This is a genomic window from Mesorhizobium temperatum (assembly GCF_002284575.1).
GTDB lineage: Bacteria > Pseudomonadota > Alphaproteobacteria > Rhizobiales > Rhizobiaceae > Mesorhizobium > Mesorhizobium temperatum.
Genome location: NZ_NPKJ01000068.1, coordinates 393,528 through 408,186, shown reverse-complemented (window position 1 = coordinate 408,186; position 14,659 = coordinate 393,528). Strand labels below are relative to the sequence as shown.

Annotated in this window: 14 protein-coding genes; 11 read left to right on the top strand and 3 right to left on the bottom strand. The window is 63.8% G+C overall.

What is annotated here, in order from left to right; genetic code table 11:
- Positions 1 to 31: 31 nt before the first annotated feature.
- The 4 genes from odhB to lpdA all read left to right on the top strand — a co-directional run bounded on the left by odhB (position 32) and on the right by lpdA (position 4,198).
- Positions 32 to 1,333 carry a 2-oxoglutarate dehydrogenase complex dihydrolipoyllysine-residue succinyltransferase gene (gene odhB, locus CIT26_RS28390; protein WP_095495608.1) on the top strand — a complete coding sequence of 434 codons (1,302 nt, stop codon included), beginning with the start codon at positions 32 to 34 and terminating at the stop codon, positions 1,331 to 1,333.
- A gap of 45 nt (positions 1,334 to 1,378) precedes the next feature.
- Positions 1,379 to 1,897, top strand: a complete 519-nt coding sequence (locus CIT26_RS28385) for a hypothetical protein (RefSeq protein ID WP_245319599.1) — start codon at positions 1,379 to 1,381, stop codon at positions 1,895 to 1,897.
- Complete coding sequence (locus CIT26_RS28380; RefSeq protein WP_095495607.1) at positions 1,894 to 2,649, top strand: SDR family oxidoreductase; 756 nt, start codon at positions 1,894 to 1,896, stop codon at positions 2,647 to 2,649. The genes CIT26_RS28385 and CIT26_RS28380 overlap by 4 nt, the downstream gene beginning before the upstream one ends.
- Before the next feature lie 142 nt (positions 2,650 to 2,791).
- Positions 2,792 to 4,198, top strand: coding sequence for a dihydrolipoyl dehydrogenase (gene lpdA / locus CIT26_RS28375; RefSeq protein WP_095495606.1), 1,407 nt, complete (start codon positions 2,792 to 2,794; stop codon positions 4,196 to 4,198).
- A 739-nt stretch (positions 4,199 to 4,937) separates the two neighbouring features.
- Here the strand turns inward: lpdA and CIT26_RS28365 are convergent.
- A complete protein-coding gene (locus tag CIT26_RS28365; RefSeq protein WP_095495605.1) occupies positions 4,938 to 6,005 on the bottom strand; it encodes a TraB/GumN family protein in 1,068 nt (355 codons plus the stop codon).
- A 114-nt stretch (positions 6,006 to 6,119) separates the two neighbouring features.
- Entirely contained in the window at positions 6,120 to 7,058 is a 939-nt protein-coding gene (locus CIT26_RS28360) for a tyrosine recombinase XerC (RefSeq protein ID WP_095495604.1), read from the bottom strand.
- 131 nt (positions 7,059 to 7,189) lie between these two features.
- On the opposite strand from CIT26_RS28360, the gene rimM reads away from it, so the two are divergent.
- Both rimM and trmD read left to right on the top strand, forming a co-directional pair.
- Entirely contained in the window at positions 7,190 to 7,789 is a 600-nt protein-coding gene (rimM, locus tag CIT26_RS28355) for a ribosome maturation factor RimM (RefSeq protein WP_095495603.1), read from the top strand.
- Positions 7,786 to 8,484, top strand: coding sequence for a tRNA (guanosine(37)-N1)-methyltransferase TrmD (trmD, locus tag CIT26_RS28350; RefSeq protein WP_095495602.1), 699 nt, complete (start codon positions 7,786 to 7,788; stop codon positions 8,482 to 8,484). Before rimM ends, trmD begins: the two co-directional genes overlap by 4 nt.
- Here the strand turns inward: trmD and CIT26_RS28345 are convergent.
- Entirely contained in the window at positions 8,466 to 9,218 is a 753-nt protein-coding gene (locus CIT26_RS28345) for a sulfite exporter TauE/SafE family protein (RefSeq protein WP_095495601.1), read from the bottom strand. The two genes, trmD and CIT26_RS28345, sit on opposite strands and share 19 nt — an antisense overlap.
- 332 nt (positions 9,219 to 9,550) lie before the next feature.
- Between CIT26_RS28345 and rplS the strand changes: the two genes are divergently transcribed.
- The 5 genes from rplS (at position 9,551) to leuC (ending at position 14,600) form a co-directional block, all read left to right on the top strand.
- Positions 9,551 to 10,090 carry a 50S ribosomal protein L19 gene (gene rplS / locus CIT26_RS28340; RefSeq protein WP_029349353.1) on the top strand — a complete coding sequence of 180 codons (540 nt, stop codon included), beginning with the start codon at positions 9,551 to 9,553 and terminating at the stop codon, positions 10,088 to 10,090.
- Between the two features lie 262 nt (positions 10,091 to 10,352).
- Positions 10,353 to 11,150 (top strand): transporter substrate-binding domain-containing protein, encoded by a 798-nt coding sequence (locus CIT26_RS28335; RefSeq protein ID WP_029349350.1) that lies wholly within the window; start codon positions 10,353 to 10,355, stop codon positions 11,148 to 11,150.
- A gap of 74 nt (positions 11,151 to 11,224) precedes the next feature.
- On the top strand, positions 11,225 to 12,040 hold the full coding sequence (locus tag CIT26_RS28330; protein ID WP_095495600.1) for an amino acid ABC transporter permease: 816 nt from the start codon (positions 11,225 to 11,227) through the stop codon (positions 12,038 to 12,040).
- 57 nt (positions 12,041 to 12,097) lie between these two features.
- Positions 12,098 to 12,733 carry a class I SAM-dependent DNA methyltransferase gene (locus tag CIT26_RS28325; RefSeq protein WP_095495599.1) on the top strand — a complete coding sequence of 212 codons (636 nt, stop codon included), beginning with the start codon at positions 12,098 to 12,100 and terminating at the stop codon, positions 12,731 to 12,733.
- Positions 12,734 to 13,190: 457 nt separating this feature from the next.
- Complete coding sequence (gene leuC / locus CIT26_RS28315; protein WP_095495598.1) at positions 13,191 to 14,600, top strand: 3-isopropylmalate dehydratase large subunit; 1,410 nt, start codon at positions 13,191 to 13,193, stop codon at positions 14,598 to 14,600.
- Positions 14,601 to 14,659: the final 59 nt, after the last annotated feature.

Here is a 14,659-nt window from a genome sequence, read left to right as displayed (position 1 = left end):
AACAGAACCGACAGAAAAACGGACAGGCACAATGGCTACCGAAATCCGCGTCCCCACCCTTGGCGAATCCGTCACCGAGGCGACCATCGGCAAATGGTTCAAGAAGGTGGGCGACGCGATCGCCACCGACGAACCGCTGGTCGAACTCGAGACCGACAAGGTAACGGTGGAAGTGCCGGCCGCGGCCGCAGGAACGCTTAGCGAGATCGCTGTCAAGGAGGGCGAGACGGTCGAGGTCGGTGCTTTGCTCGGCATGATTTCGGCGGGCGACGGGGCAAAAGCGGCAGCACCCGCGAAGGCGTCAACTCCCGAACCAAAGCAGGACGCGGTATCGCAGGCCTCGGCGCCGACCGCCGCAGCCACTGTCAAGCAAGCCGCGGCCGAGACCGCCAAGATCGCCGGCGATGCCGGGCCGATCGAGGCCCGCACGATGCCGCCAGCGCCAGCGGCGGCGAAGCTGCTGGCCGAGAGCAATCTCGCGGTCGACCAGGTCTCGGGTTCCGGCAAGCGCGGCCAGGTGCTGAAGGGCGACGTGCTCGACGCGATCGCCAGGGGCGCGCCGTCGCAACCGGCCGAGACGCCGAAGGCGCCTGCACCGGTCGCTGCCCGTGCGCCGTCCTCGGCCGATGACGCGTCGCGCGAAGAGCGCGTGCGCATGACCAAGCTGCGGCAAACCATCGCGCGCCGCCTCAAGGAAGCGCAGTCGACCGCCGCCATGCTGACCACCTTCAACGAGGTGGACATGAGCGCGGTGATGGCGCTCAGGACCAAATACAAGGATGTGTTCGAGAAGAAGCACGGCGTGAAGCTGGGCTTCATGGGCTTCTTCACCAAAGCCGTCACCCATGCACTGAAGGAAATCCCCTCCGTCAATGCCGAGATCGACGGCACCGACATCATCTTCAAGAACTACGCCCATATCGGCGTCGCCGTCGGCACCGAAAAAGGCCTTGTCGTGCCGGTGGTGCGCGATGCCGACCAGATGTCGATCGCCGAGATCGAGAAGGATATCGGCCGGCTGGGCATCGCCGCGCGTGACGGCAAGCTGTCGGTCGCCGACATGCAAGGAGGCACGTTTACGATTTCTAACGGCGGCGTTTACGGGTCGCTGATGTCGACGCCGATCCTCAACGCGCCGCAGTCGGGCATTCTGGGCATGCATAAGATCCAGGAGCGGCCGGTGGTGGTCGGCGGCCAGATCGTGATCCGGCCGATGATGTATCTGGCGCTCTCCTACGATCACCGCATCGTCGACGGCAAGGAAGCGGTGACCTTCCTGGTCCGGGTCAAGGACAGCCTGGAGGATCCGGAGCGGCTGGTGCTCGACCTCTAGGGGCCGGTCGAGGTGAGCCGGAGAATGGATCTGCGCCACCGAATGATGACCAGTTCCGCGCATTTCCGGTCCAGGGTGTTTTTCGCAGCTGTGCTCGCGGCCGGCGTTGCGCAGACGGGATCGGCAGCCTTTGCCGCCTGCCCGCTCGAGCTCGCCGTCTATGGCGATGCCGAAGGTGCGGCCGAGATCGATTTCAGGCCGACCGGGGGATCGGCTGTGGTCACCAACACCTTCAAGATGGTGCTCGATAACGATGTCGTGCTCGACGGCATCGTCATGTGGACGGAAGGCGTGGCGCGGCCGCATGGGTCGCTGATGTACAAATGCCCGACAGGCGACGTCACCGGCGACGAGCTCGCCGCCTGCACGCTGTGGGAGGGGGTCGTCTACAGTGCTGACGACAAGGGCAACATCGCTCTGCTGCCGGCCGAAGGCGTGGACGCGCCGAAGACCCTGATCTTTCCCGACCTCGGACCGTCGCTGCAGAGGTCGACCGCCTATGGCGCCAACGGGTTTTCAAAGGTGCCGTGGGATATTTTTTCGCTGAAGGGCTGTCAGGAATGAGCGTGGCCAAAAAAGTGCTGCTGGTGACCGGCGGCGGCCGCGGCATCGGTGCCGCCACGGCCCGACTTGCCGCCAAGGCTGGATACCGTGTTGCGATCAACTATGCCTCGAACGAGGCTGCTGCCACGGCGCTTGTCGAGGCGATCGAACAGGCCGGCGGCGAAGCGCTGGCCATCAAGGGCGACATTGGCAGCGAGGCCGATATTCAGGCGATGTTCGAGAGCATCGACCATGCCTTCGGGCCGCTCGATGCGCTCGTCAACAATGCTGGCGTGGTCGACCAAAGGGCGCGTGTCGACGAAATGAGCGGAGCGAGGCTGGAGCGCATGATGCGCATCAACATCATTGGCTCCATGCTCTGTGCCCGCGAAGCGGTGAAGCGCATGTCGACCAGCCATGGCGGCAAGGGCGGCGCCATCGTGAATGTTTCCTCGATTGCTGCAAGAATTGGCGGACCGGGCGAATATGTCGACTACGCCGCCTCGAAGGGCGCGATCGATTCCTTCACTATTGGCCTGGCACGCGAAGTGGCTGGCGAAGGCATTCGCGTCAACGCAGTCAGCCCAGGGATTGTCGATACCGAAATTCATGCCTCCGGCGGACAGCCGGATCGCGTCGAGAGGATGCGTCACGGCGTGCCGATGCAAAGGGCGGGGACCACCGAAGAGGTCGCCGCGGCAATTCTCTGGCTCCTGTCGGACGGGGCGTCCTATACGACAGGCGCGAATTTGGAAGTGGGCGGCGGCCGCTAGAGCGGGATGCGTTCAAATTGAACTGGGCATCCCGCTCTATCTATTTGTTTTAGCCGCATTTCTGCGACGCCAAGTGATTCCACTTGGCCGCAAAATGCTCAAATGCCAGCCAAGGCTGAGTGCCAGACCAGAAGGACAAATCATGGCTTATGACGTCGTTATCATCGGATCGGGACCAGGCGGCTATGTCTGCGCCATCAAGGCGGCACAGCTCGGCCTGAAGACGGCGGTGGTCGAGAAGAACCCGACCTTCGGCGGCACCTGCCTCAACATCGGCTGCATCCCGTCCAAGGCGCTGCTCCATGCGTCCGAGATATTCGCCGAGGCCGGCCATTCCTTCGACACGCTGGGCGTCGAAATAAGCGCGCCGAAGCTCAATCTGGAGAAGATGATGGCGCACAAGGACGCGACGGTGGCCTCCAACGTCAACGGCGTCGCCTTCCTGTTCAAGAAGAACAAGATCGACAGCTTTCGCGGCACCGGCAAGGTCCTGTCCGCCGGAAGAGTGTCGGTGACCGGCGAGGACGGCAAGGTCGAGGAGATCGAGACCAGGAACATCGTCATCGCCACCGGCTCCGACGTCACCGGCATTCCGGGCGTCAAGGTCAACTTTGACGAGAAAGTGATCATGTCCTCGACCGGCGCGCTGTCGCTGGACAAGGTGCCGGGCCACATGGTGGTGGTCGGCGGCGGCGTCATCGGGCTGGAGCTCGGCTCGGTATGGGCGCGGCTCGGCGCCAAGGTGACCGTCGTCGAGTTCCTCGACACCATACTGGGCGGCATGGACGGCGAGGTCGCCAAACAGTTCCAGCGCATGCTGTCCAAGCAAGGCATCGAATTCAGGCTCGGCGCCAAGGTGACCGGTGTCGCCAAGGCCAAGAAGGGCGCCACCGTCACCTTCGAGCCGGTCAAGGGCGGCGCGGCCGAGACGATCGAGGCGGATGCGGTGCTGATAGCGACGGGACGCCGGGCCTATTCGGACAGTCTCGGGCTGAAGGAGGCCGGGGTCGAGGTCGACGAGCGTGGCCGGGTCAAGGCGGACGGCCATCTCAAGACCAATGTCCCCGGCATCTACGCCATCGGCGACGTCATCGCCGGGCCGATGCTCGCCCACAAGGCCGAGGACGAGGGGGTGGCGGTGGCCGAGATCATTGCCGGCCAGGCCGGCCATGTGAATTACGAGGTGATTCCGAACGTCGTCTACACCAGTCCGGAAATCGCCTCAGTCGGCAAGACGGAGGAAGAGCTGAAGGCGGCCGGCGTCGACTACAAGGCCGGCAAGTTTCCGTTCAGCGCCAATGGCCGGGCGCGCGCCATGCTGCATACCGACGGCTTCGTCAAGATCCTGGCGGACAAGCGGAGCGACCGCGTGCTCGGCGTCCACATCGTCGGCTTCGGCGCCGGCGAGATGATCCACGAGGCGGCGGTGCTGATGGAGTTCGGCGGCTCGTCGGAAGATCTTGCCCGCACCTGCCACGCCCATCCGACGATGTCGGAAGCGATGAAGGAAGCGGCACTGGCGACCTTCTTCAAGCCGATCCATATGTAGGTCTTCCTCGCCTCCGGCAGCCATCTGACGGTTCAAAGCAAAACGGCCCGCTTTTCAGCGGGCCGTTCGTATTTGAAGTCAGCAGCCGATCACTGCGGGGCCGGTGCGGGCGCCGGAGCAGGCGCTGGCTCTGCAGGCGCCGGAGCAGGTGCTGGGGTAGGCGCCGGAGCAGGCTCTGCGGGTGCCGGGGCAGGCTCTGCGGGTGCCGGGGCAGGTGCTGGCTCTGCAGGTGCCGGGGCTGGCGCGGGCTCTGCCGGAGCAGGCGTCGGTTCAGCGGGCGCTGGCGCCGGGGCCGGCGTGGTTGCAGCCGGCGGTTCACCAGGCGCTGGCGCCTCACCGCTTGTTCCAAAAACATAGTAAGCGACAATGGCCAGGATAACGACGACCAGGGCAATCAGCCAGCCGGTGCTGCCGCCACCCGACTTGGGAGGGGGGGTCGGAGTGGTGTACGGGTCGTTTGGATTCGCCATAAAAGTGTCCTCCGTGGGATGAAAAGTATCAATCAACACACATCAACGCGCAATCGTCGAACAGGTTTCACGCTAGGGATCGAAAACGCCGAAAACAGGGCAATCTTCGCCGGGAATCGTTTGTCCGCACGCACTTTACTCGCAAAATTCGTAGTGATCGAGCCAAAACAAACCTTTCGACCTTCCTGTACTCAGACACGCCTTCCGTGATTCGGGAAAGGCATCGCCCCGAATCACGTCTTGCCGGGTCTGCAACTCAACCGTGCAACTCAGTCGACGGCAGTGACGGTGTAACCGGCCTTGCGGAAATCCTCGACCAGACCTTCCGCGCCCGGAAGGTGCAAGGCGCCGACCGCCATGAAGGCGTTGCCCTTGGCGAGGATCGGCCCGGCATGATCGATCATCACCTTGTTGCGGCGGGTGATCATGGTTTCCTCGAAGGCGGCATAGCCCGCCGAATCGTCTTCGCCGCCGGGAAGGACGGCACGAAACAGCGGCCAGAGCATGCCGATGTCGCCGCGCTGGTAAAGCACGATCATGGTTTCGTTGACGTCGTTCACCCTGTTGCCGAGCTTCAATGTGTCGACGAGGCCCTTCATGTGAAAAGCGAGCGGCAGCGAGGCCATGGCGCGAAGCTGGTCGGCGACGGTCTCCAACCCATCGACGGCTTTGCCTGAGGCTTTGGCGTCCTGCGCGAGCTTGATGTCGAGCACCGGCGCGCCGCCTGCCTGGCGGGCCAGTTCACAGGCCGGGAGCGCGACCATGGTCGACAGCATCCACGGTTTCATCTTGGCGACGCTCGCCGGCGGGATGCCGCGCGCGTCGAGCGCCTTGTTCACCGCCGCCGCATCGTCCGGCGACAGCAGCGAGGACAGCGTGGTGCTGTCGGTGAACATCATCAGCTCCGGCTCTTTCAGGAACGCCGCCATCATCTTCTGCTGATCGAGCACCTCCGTGGTCTCGATGACGACAGTGTCGGCAGCGTCAAACGCCTTTTGCGCGGCGGGCGGCAGCGTGGTCACGCGCGGGTCGGTCATGTGCATGGTGCCGAACAGGAAGGACGGCCTTTCGCCCGCCTTTTCCAGTTTCCACAACAGGCCCTTGCCGTTCAGTGTTGCGGCCGCTTCCGTCTCGATCTTGCGGTAGGTGGCCGGGTCGTCCTTCTGCAAGGCCGACAGCATGTCGGCGCCGGCGCAGACCGGGGTTTCGGCGCGCGCCTTGCCGGCGGCGAGCAGCGCGAGGATGAGGAAAGAGAGAAAAAACAGGACGTTGAGCGCCACGAGCAGCTTCAACGAAGCAAGGGCCGTGCGGTCGGCGATGGTAATGACGCGTTTCATGGCCGCTTTTTAGAGACAAAGAACGGCGAAACGGTTAACTGGCGCAGCAAAATTGTCTCGGACATCGTTCCACGGCTCAAATCCTGGCTGCAACTTTGCGAAATCATGCGTCGATTACGCCCGCGGATGGGCCGCTTCATAGACTTCGAGCAGCCTCGCGGTGTCGACGCCGGTGTAGATCTGCGTCGTCGACAGGCTGGCGTGGCCCAACAATTCCTGGATGGTGCGCAGGTCGCCGCCGCGCCCAAGCAGATGCGTGGCGAAGGAATGGCGCAAGGCGTGCGGCGTGGCGGTGTCGGGCAGATTGAGCGCCGAGCGCAGCTTGGCCATGTCGCGCTGGACGATGGCCGGGTTGAGCGGGCCGCCGCGGGCGCCGCGAAACAGCAGGCCCTTCGGATCGAGTTGATAGGGGCAGAGCCGGCGATATTCGGCGATCGCCCGCATCGCGATCGGCAGCACCGGCACCAGCCGCGTCTTGCCGCCCTTGCCGGTGACGCGCAGCACCGTTTCATCAGGCGACGAAAGGTCGGCGCTAGGCAGGCCGAGCGCCTCGGAAATGCGCAGACCTGAGCCGTAGAGCAGCGTCAGCACGGCGCCGTTGCGGGCAGCGATCCACGGTTCCTCGGCCAACTGGCCTTCCACCGAAACGACGTGTTTCGCATCGCTGGCCGTCAGCGGCTTGGGCAGCGATTTCGGCTGCCGCGGCGCGCGCAGTGCCGCAGCACCCGCCGCATTGACGAGGCCGCGCCGCTCCAGAAAGCGCAGCAGCGAGCGGATGCCGGCGAGCCCGCGTCCGAGCGTGCGGGCGCCGGCGCCTCCGGCGCGGCGGGCGGCGAGAAAGCCGCGCAGATCGGCCGGGCGAAGATCGGCGATATCCGAAATGCCGGGCGAACCGCCGCAATGGCCTGTCAGGAAGTGCAGAAACTGGCGCGTGTCGCGCTCATAGGCTTCCACGGTTTCCGGCGACAGCCGGCGTTCGCGCGCCAGCATCTTCAGCCAGCTTTCGCGGGCCGCCAGAAGGTCTGGTCTGGCCGGGATAAGGAATTCCTGCATTGCGCTCTTCCGATATGCCGTTCTTCCATTCTGGGCCATCTTCCGGCAGCCGGGTTAGGAAGCGGTGAAGAGCCGCGTCATTGAAATGACAAGAGGGTGGAGCTAGAGCAAGGCCAAAGGATTTTCCACCGATGACCAAACCGCAAAACCCTGTCCAGATGGCCGTGATCGGCGCCGCCCACGGCATCAAGGGCGAATTGCGCGTGAAAACCTTCACCGGCGATCCTCTGGCGCTGGCCGACTACGGGCCGCTCTATGCCAGGGACGGCCGTGCCTTCCAGATCGTCGACATCAGGCCGGCCAATAACGTCGTGGTGGTGCGCTTCAAGGGCATCAGCGACCGCAACGCCGCCGAGGCGCTCGCCGGCACGGAATTGTTCGTCGACCGCTCGATGCTGCCGGACGATGGCGAAGAGGACGAATTCTATCATGCCGATCTCGTCGGGCTGGCAGTCCGGGACGATACCGGTGCTGACATCGGCAAGGTCGTTGCCGTGCATAATTTCGGCGGCGGCGACATTCTCGACGTGACGCTTGGCGAGCGCAAAGGCGTGCTGATTCCGTTCACGCAGGCTGCCGTGCCTGACGTGTCAATCAAAGAGGGCTTCCTCCGCATCGATCCGGCGGCGGCGGGCTTGATCGATGACGAGGACAGCGATGCTCCCGGCAGCGATGGCTTCGACCCGAAGGGCCGGCCGCGCGGGCCGAAGGACGCCGGGGGCAACCGGTGAGTTTTTCCGCCTCGGTGCTGACGCTCTATCCCGAGATGTTTCCCGGCGCGCTCGGCCTGTCGCTGGCCGGCCGGGCGCTGGAGGCCGGCACATGGTCGCTGGAAGCAATCCAGATCCGCGATTTCGCCACCGATCGCCATCGCACCGTCGACGACACGCCGGCCGGCGGTGGCGCCGGCATGGTGATGCGCGCCGATGTTCTGGCCAAGACGATCGACCATATCTCGCCACCGGGCGATCCACGGCCACGGCTGCTAATGAGTCCGCGTGGAAAACCGCTGACGCAGTCCCGCGTGCGCGAACTGGCCGCCGGGCCGGGTGTCGTCATCGTCTGCGGACGCTTCGAAGGCGTTGACCAGCGGGTGATTGACGCGCGTGGACTGGAAGAGGTCTCGGTCGGCGACTTCATCCTCTCCGGCGGGGAGCCAGCAGCACTCGTGCTGCTCGACGCAGTGGTGCGGCTGTTGCCCGGCGTGATGGGCAATGCGGTGTCGGGCGATGAAGAGAGCTTTGAAAACGGCCTGCTCGAACATCCGCACTACACGCGGCCGCAGGAATTCGAGGGCCGGCAAATCCCTGAGGTTCTCACCTCGGGCAATCACAAGAAGATCGCCGCATGGCGGCGCGCCGAGTCGGAAAAATTGACGAAGGAGCGGCGGCCGGACCTGTTAGCTGCTCACCCCCTGGTGAAATAGTAAAAGGCCAGGAACACGCCGACCCCAACGACGAAGCCGCGCACGGCAATCTGCGGCACACGCTTGGCGATCCAGACGCCGGCATAGCCGCCCAGCGCGCCGCCGGGTATCATGACGATCGCCTGCGGCCAGGCGATGACGTCGCCGGAGACGAAGACCAGGATGGCTACCGCCGCGATGACCACGGCCAACATGTTCTTCAGCGCGTTCAGACGGTGATAGTCGCCAGCCTGGGTGAGGCCGAGCGTTGCCAGCATCATGACGCCCATGCCGGCGCCGAAGAAGCCGCCATAGACGGCGGTAGCGAATTGCGCCATGGAACCGACCAGTGAACCCACCGCGGCCTCATGCCCCGGCTTGGGTGCCGGCTTCAGCCACGGCCCGGCGGCGAACAGCGCGGTTGCCGCCAGCAGCAGCCAGGGCACCAGGACGCGAAACGACGGATTGTCGAGCGCCAGAAGGATGAGCGCACCGGCCAGTGCACCGAAAGCCGAGATAAGGCCGAGCAGCAATGCCGTGCGCCAGAAATGCTTGATGTCGGACCAGTAGGCGAGCGTCGAGGTGATGTAGCCGGGAAACTGTGTCAGCGACGAGGTGGCGTTGGCGACGATCGGCGGCAAACCGACCAGCGACATGGCGCCGAAGGTTATGAACGTCCCGCCGCCGGCTATGGCGTTGACGGCACCTGAGAGAAAGCCCGCAAAAAAGAGCAGGGCCGCATCGAGAACTGGCATGGAGGGTGTTGCCGCCGGAGGAAAGTCACGTTTTACCCGGCTTAAAAAGCTTGGGCCTTCGACGCAACCCCTGAGCTGAAAGATTGCAATGTCGACCAACGACCAAAAAAGACACGGCGAAGGCGTGACAAAGCGTCGAAATAGCTGTATGTGCGCGCCGAACCGGAAGAACAATCTGCCGGACCCGTCAACAATGACGGTGTAGTCGCCCCTGCCCGATGTTCTCGAACCCAGACGGTCTCGAACAAAGGGCATAGCCGAGCGGTCGATGCAACTGCAAGGCGAGTGCCGGACGCTCTGACTGTCGGAAGAACAAGAAGTGGATTTTTGAGATGGATATCCTCCGTCAGCTCGAGGCCGAACAGGCCGCCAAGATCGAAGCCAAGCGCAAGCTTCCCGAATTCCAGCCCGGCGACACCGTGCGCGTCCAGGTCCGCGTGACCGAAGGAACCCGCACCCGCGTCCAGGCTTATGAGGGCGTTGTCATCGCCCGCGCCGGCGCCGGTTTCCAGGAGAATTTCACCGTTCGCAAGATTTCCTACGGCGAAGGCGTGGAGCGCGTGTTCCCGGTCTTTTCGCCGATGGTCGAGGGCGTCGAGATCGTGCGCCGCGGCAAGGTGCGCCGCGCCAAGCTTTACTACCTGCGCGATCGTCGCGGCAAGTCGGCCCGTATTTCGGAAAACACCGGCGTGCGCGCCCGCAAGCTGAACGATGAGGAGCGCGATGCGCTGAACGCCGAGAAGGCCCGCATCGAGGCCGAGAAGGTGGCCGCCGCCCAGGCGCTGGCCGCCGAGAAGGCGGCGCAGGACGCCGCCGAGAAGAAGGCCGCCGACGAGGCCGCCAAGGCCGCGGAAGCGGCTGTCGCCGAATAAGGCGTCTTCAAAACCCATGTTTCGAAAAGGCGGCTTCGGCCGCCTTTTTGTTTCGCGAGATGGATTCGATCTTGCCGGGTCGCATCGGTGCGCAATCGATACGGATCGTTCCGTAATTGTTTGGTGAAAGCATGGGAATCCATTTTCGCGCGACGCGGTGCATCAGGCCGGCTTGCAAGGCGCTTGCGGAAAGCTAAAGTCGGCGCCGGATTTCCTGCAAGCCTCGACCATGTCGAGGCCGTTCAAATTCTCGGGGTGTACCATGACCAAATCGAAACTGCTGTTGGCCGGCCTGTTGGCTCTGATACTTGCGCCCGTCGCCGCCCTGGCGCAGGCGCTTCCCGATCTCGGCGGCAAGAAGGTGGTGGTGGTGACGGAGAACGCCTATCCGCCATTGCAGTTCATCGACGCCAAGACCGGCAAGCAGATCGGCTGGGAATATGACGCGATGAACGAGATCGCCAAGCGGCTCAATTTCCAGGTCGAGTACCAGAACACCTCTTGGGACGCGATGATCCAGGCGGTTTCCGACAACCAGTACAACATCGGCATGACCGGTATCACCATCAAGGACGACCGAAAGCAGAAGGTCGATTTCTCCGACCCCTACATGCGCTCGGAACAGTTCATGCTGGTGCGTGGCGATGAGAAGCGCTTCACCGACGCCAAGACATTTGGCGCCTTCAAGGATGGGCTGATCGGCGCGCAGGCCGGCACCACCCCCTTCTACACTGCCGTCTACAGCGTGCTCGACGGCAATGAGCAGAACCCGCGCATCAAACTGTTCGAGACGTTCGGTGCGACGGTGCAGGCGCTGAAGACCGGTGACGTCGACGTCGTTTTGACCGACGGCACTGCCGGCAAGGGCTATGTCGAGGCGTCCAATGGCGGGCTGAAGCTGATCGGCGGCCCGCTCGGCACCGAAGATTTCGGCTTCATCTTCCCCAAGGGCTCTGATCTGGTGAAACCGGTCAATGCAGCGATCGCCGCACTGAAGGCCGACGGCACGCTCGACGCGCTCAACAAGAAATGGTTCCTCGACTACAAGATGGGGCAATAGGACTTTTGTCGCGAGTGCTGCGTGACGGTTGTGCGCCGGAATTCGGCAAAGCATGCTTTGCAGGTATCGGGTAAATGGCAACGCCCGCATCCTCTACCCCAAAATCCGACTTCCCGTGGTGGCTTGCCGTGGCGGCGGCGCTCGCCGTGGCCGCTGCCATCTTCATTGCAGCAAGCGACCTCTACGCCCAGGTTTTCGCGACCGTCGCCACGGGCATCGGCATCACCGTCTTCGTCACAATGGTCGCCTTCGCGCTGGCCTCGGCAATCGGGCTCGGCATTGCGCTGATGGGGCTGTCGGGGTCGCGCTGGCTGCGCCAGATCGCCCGCTTCTATGTCGAGATCATCCGCGGCGTGCCGATGCTGGTGCTGTTGTTCTGGATCGCCTTTGCCGGGGCGCCGGCCTTCGTCGCGGCGTGGAACGCGCTGACCGCGCCCTTGCAAAATGCCGGCCTGTTTGGCGAGTTGCTGGTCCGCGACGTGTCGCTGCTGTGGCGCGCCATCATGGCGCTGACCATCGGCTACTCGGCCTTCATCTCGGAGGTCTTCCGCGCCGGCATCCAGGCAGTCGAGAAGGGCCAGATCGAGGCGGCGAAGGCGCTGGGGCTGACGCGCATGCAGCGTTTCCGGCTGATCGTCTTTCCGCAGGCGATCCGCACCATCCTGCCGCCGCTCGGCAATGATTTCGTCGCCATGGTCAAGGATTCTTCGCTGGTCTCGGTGCTCGGCGTCGCTGACATCACCCAGATGGGCAAGATCTACGCCGCCGGCTCGTTCCGCTTCTTCGAAACTTATTCGATCGTCGCCTACATCTATCTTATCCTGACGGTCGGCCTGTCGCTGGCCTTGCGGGGGCTGGAGAAGCGGCTGCGCCGCCAGCATGAGCAATAACTGGCAGGCGAAGGCGGCGCTACGATTGCAGCCAATACGTTTTGGAGGGTCAGTTCCATGAACATCGACAAAGCCAATGCGGCCTTGGAGTCCGTCTATACGGCCGACACGCCGGAAGCGCTGGCGCAAGCCTATGCCGCATGGGCTGCGACCTATGACAGCGAAACCGCCTCGCTCGGTTATCTCCTGCCGTTCCTGATCGCCGCCTGGGTGGCGCGCCATGTGCCATCAGGCGAGGGGCCGCTGCTCGACGCCGGCTGCGGCACCGGCCTGTCGGGACCATCGCTCAAAGCGCTCGGCTATCAGGACATCGCCGGGCTCGACCTGTCGGATGAAATGCTCGACATCGCCGGCAGCCGCCAGGCCTACAGCGAGCTGAAACAGGCGATGCTTGGCGGTCCGCTGCCTTGGCCGGACGGGTATTTCCGCGCCTTCTTCTCGACCGGCGTGTTCACCATCAGCCACGCGCCGGCCTCCGGCCTGCATGAACTGGTGCGGATCACCAAGAAGGGCGGCCACGCCATCTTCACCGTTCGCGACCAAGTGTTCGAGAGCGGCGGCTTTCCTGACGTCCTTGCCGAGTTGGAGCACGACAAAAAATGGCGGCCGGTCGAGGAAAGCCCGTGGTTCCGCTGCTATGCGATCGCCGAGCCCGAGGCGCTGGTGAAGACCTTCGTGTTCGAGGTGGTTTGAGTAAGCCTGGCGGTAGTTCCTCGCCCCCGCAAAGCGGGGGAGAGGTGGCCCGGCGAAGCCGGGACGGAGAGGGGGCGACATTCGCGAAAGTCAGAATCCGGTGAGGGATAAGGCGCGAGACCGACCATCTGCCAACGAACTCCCAGACGCCGCGAAGACCCCTCTCCGTCCCGGCTTCGCCGGGCCACCTCTCCCCACTTCGCGGGGCGAGGAACCCAGGTTCTGCGAACGCCGCCGCGATTGCCGAAAAGCCAAAAGATTGATATGAGCCACGCCATGGAACAGCTTTTTGGCGATCCGGCTTACAAGGGCTTCGTGCTGCAGGACAGAAAACGCCTGCCGTCGCGATTCTCGGCGCGCGTTTCCGGCGCTCTGACCAGCCGACTTCGCTAGGCCGTGTTCGCCGGCTAGCCGGCGCTTGTCCTTTCCCATTTTTTATATCGACGGATTTACGCACATGAGCGCACCGCGCACCCTCTACGACAAGATATTCGACGACCATGTCGTCGACCGCCAGGACGACGGCACCTGCCTGCTCTACATCGACCGTCATCTCGTCCATGAAGTGACTAGCCCGCAAGCCTTCGAAGGCCTGCGCATGACCGGCAGAAAGGTCCGGCATCCGGAAAAGACGCTGGCCGTGGTCGACCACAATGTGTCGACCTCGCCGGAGCGCAAGTTCGGCATCAAGAACGAGGAAAGCCGCATCCAGGTCGAGGCGCTGGCCAAGAACGCCAAGGATTTCGGCGTCGAATATTATTCCGAGAAGGATATCCGCCAGGGCATCGTCCATATCATCGGTCCGGAGCAGGGCTTTACGCTGCCCGGCATGACCATCGTCTGCGGCGACAGCCACACCTCGACGCATGGCGCTTTCGGCGCATTGGCGCACGGCATCGGCACCTCGGAAGTCGAGCATGTGCTGGCCACGCAGACGCTGATCCAGCGCAAGGCCAAGAACATGCTGGTGCGCGTCGACGGCGTACTGCCGGAAGGCGTCACCGCCAAGGACATCATTTTGGCGATCATCGGCGAGATCGGCACTGCCGGCGGCACCGGCTATGTCATCGAATATGCCGGCGAAGCGATCCGCGCGCTGTCCATGGAAGGCCGCATGACCATCTGCAACATGTCGATCGAGGGCGGCGCCCGTGCCGGCCTGATCGCGCCTGACGAGACGACCTTCGCCTATGTCAAGGACAAGCCGCGCGCGCCGAAGGGCGAGGCGTGGGATGCCGCGCTCGCCTACTGGAAGACGCTGCAGTCCGACGAGGGCGCGCATTTCGACAAGGTGGTCGCGCTCGACGCTGCGAAATTGCCGCCGATCGTCTCCTGGGGCTCTTCGCCCGAGGACGTCGTCTCGGTCCAGGGCATCGTGCCGAACCCCGACGATATCGCCGATGAGAACAAGCGCACCTCCAAGCAGCGCGCGCTCGACTATATGGGGCTAACGCCGGGTACCAGGATCACCGATATCGCGCTCGACCGCGTCTTCATCGGCTCCTGCACCAACGGCCGCATCGAGGATCTGCGCGCCGCCGCCAAGGTGGTCGAGGGCAAGAAAGTCAGCCCGCATGTCGATGCGATGATCGTGCCGGGCTCCGGTCTGGTCAAGGAGCAGGCGGAAGCAGAAGGTCTCGACAAGATCTTTGTCGCGGCCGGTTTCGACTGGCGTGAGCCGGGCTGCTCGATGTGCCTTGCCATGAATGACGACCGTCTGAAGCCGCATGAACGCTGCGCCTCGACCTCCAACCGCAATTTCGAGGGCCGTCAGGGCTTCAAGGGCCGTACCCATCTGGTGTCGCCGGCCATGGCGGCGGCGGCGGCGATCGCCGGCCATTTCGTCGACATCCGTGAGTGGAAATAAACGCAGGGCTGCCACAGTCCGTATATGAGTGCATGCCAGGCCCGAGCCGCAACGCGATT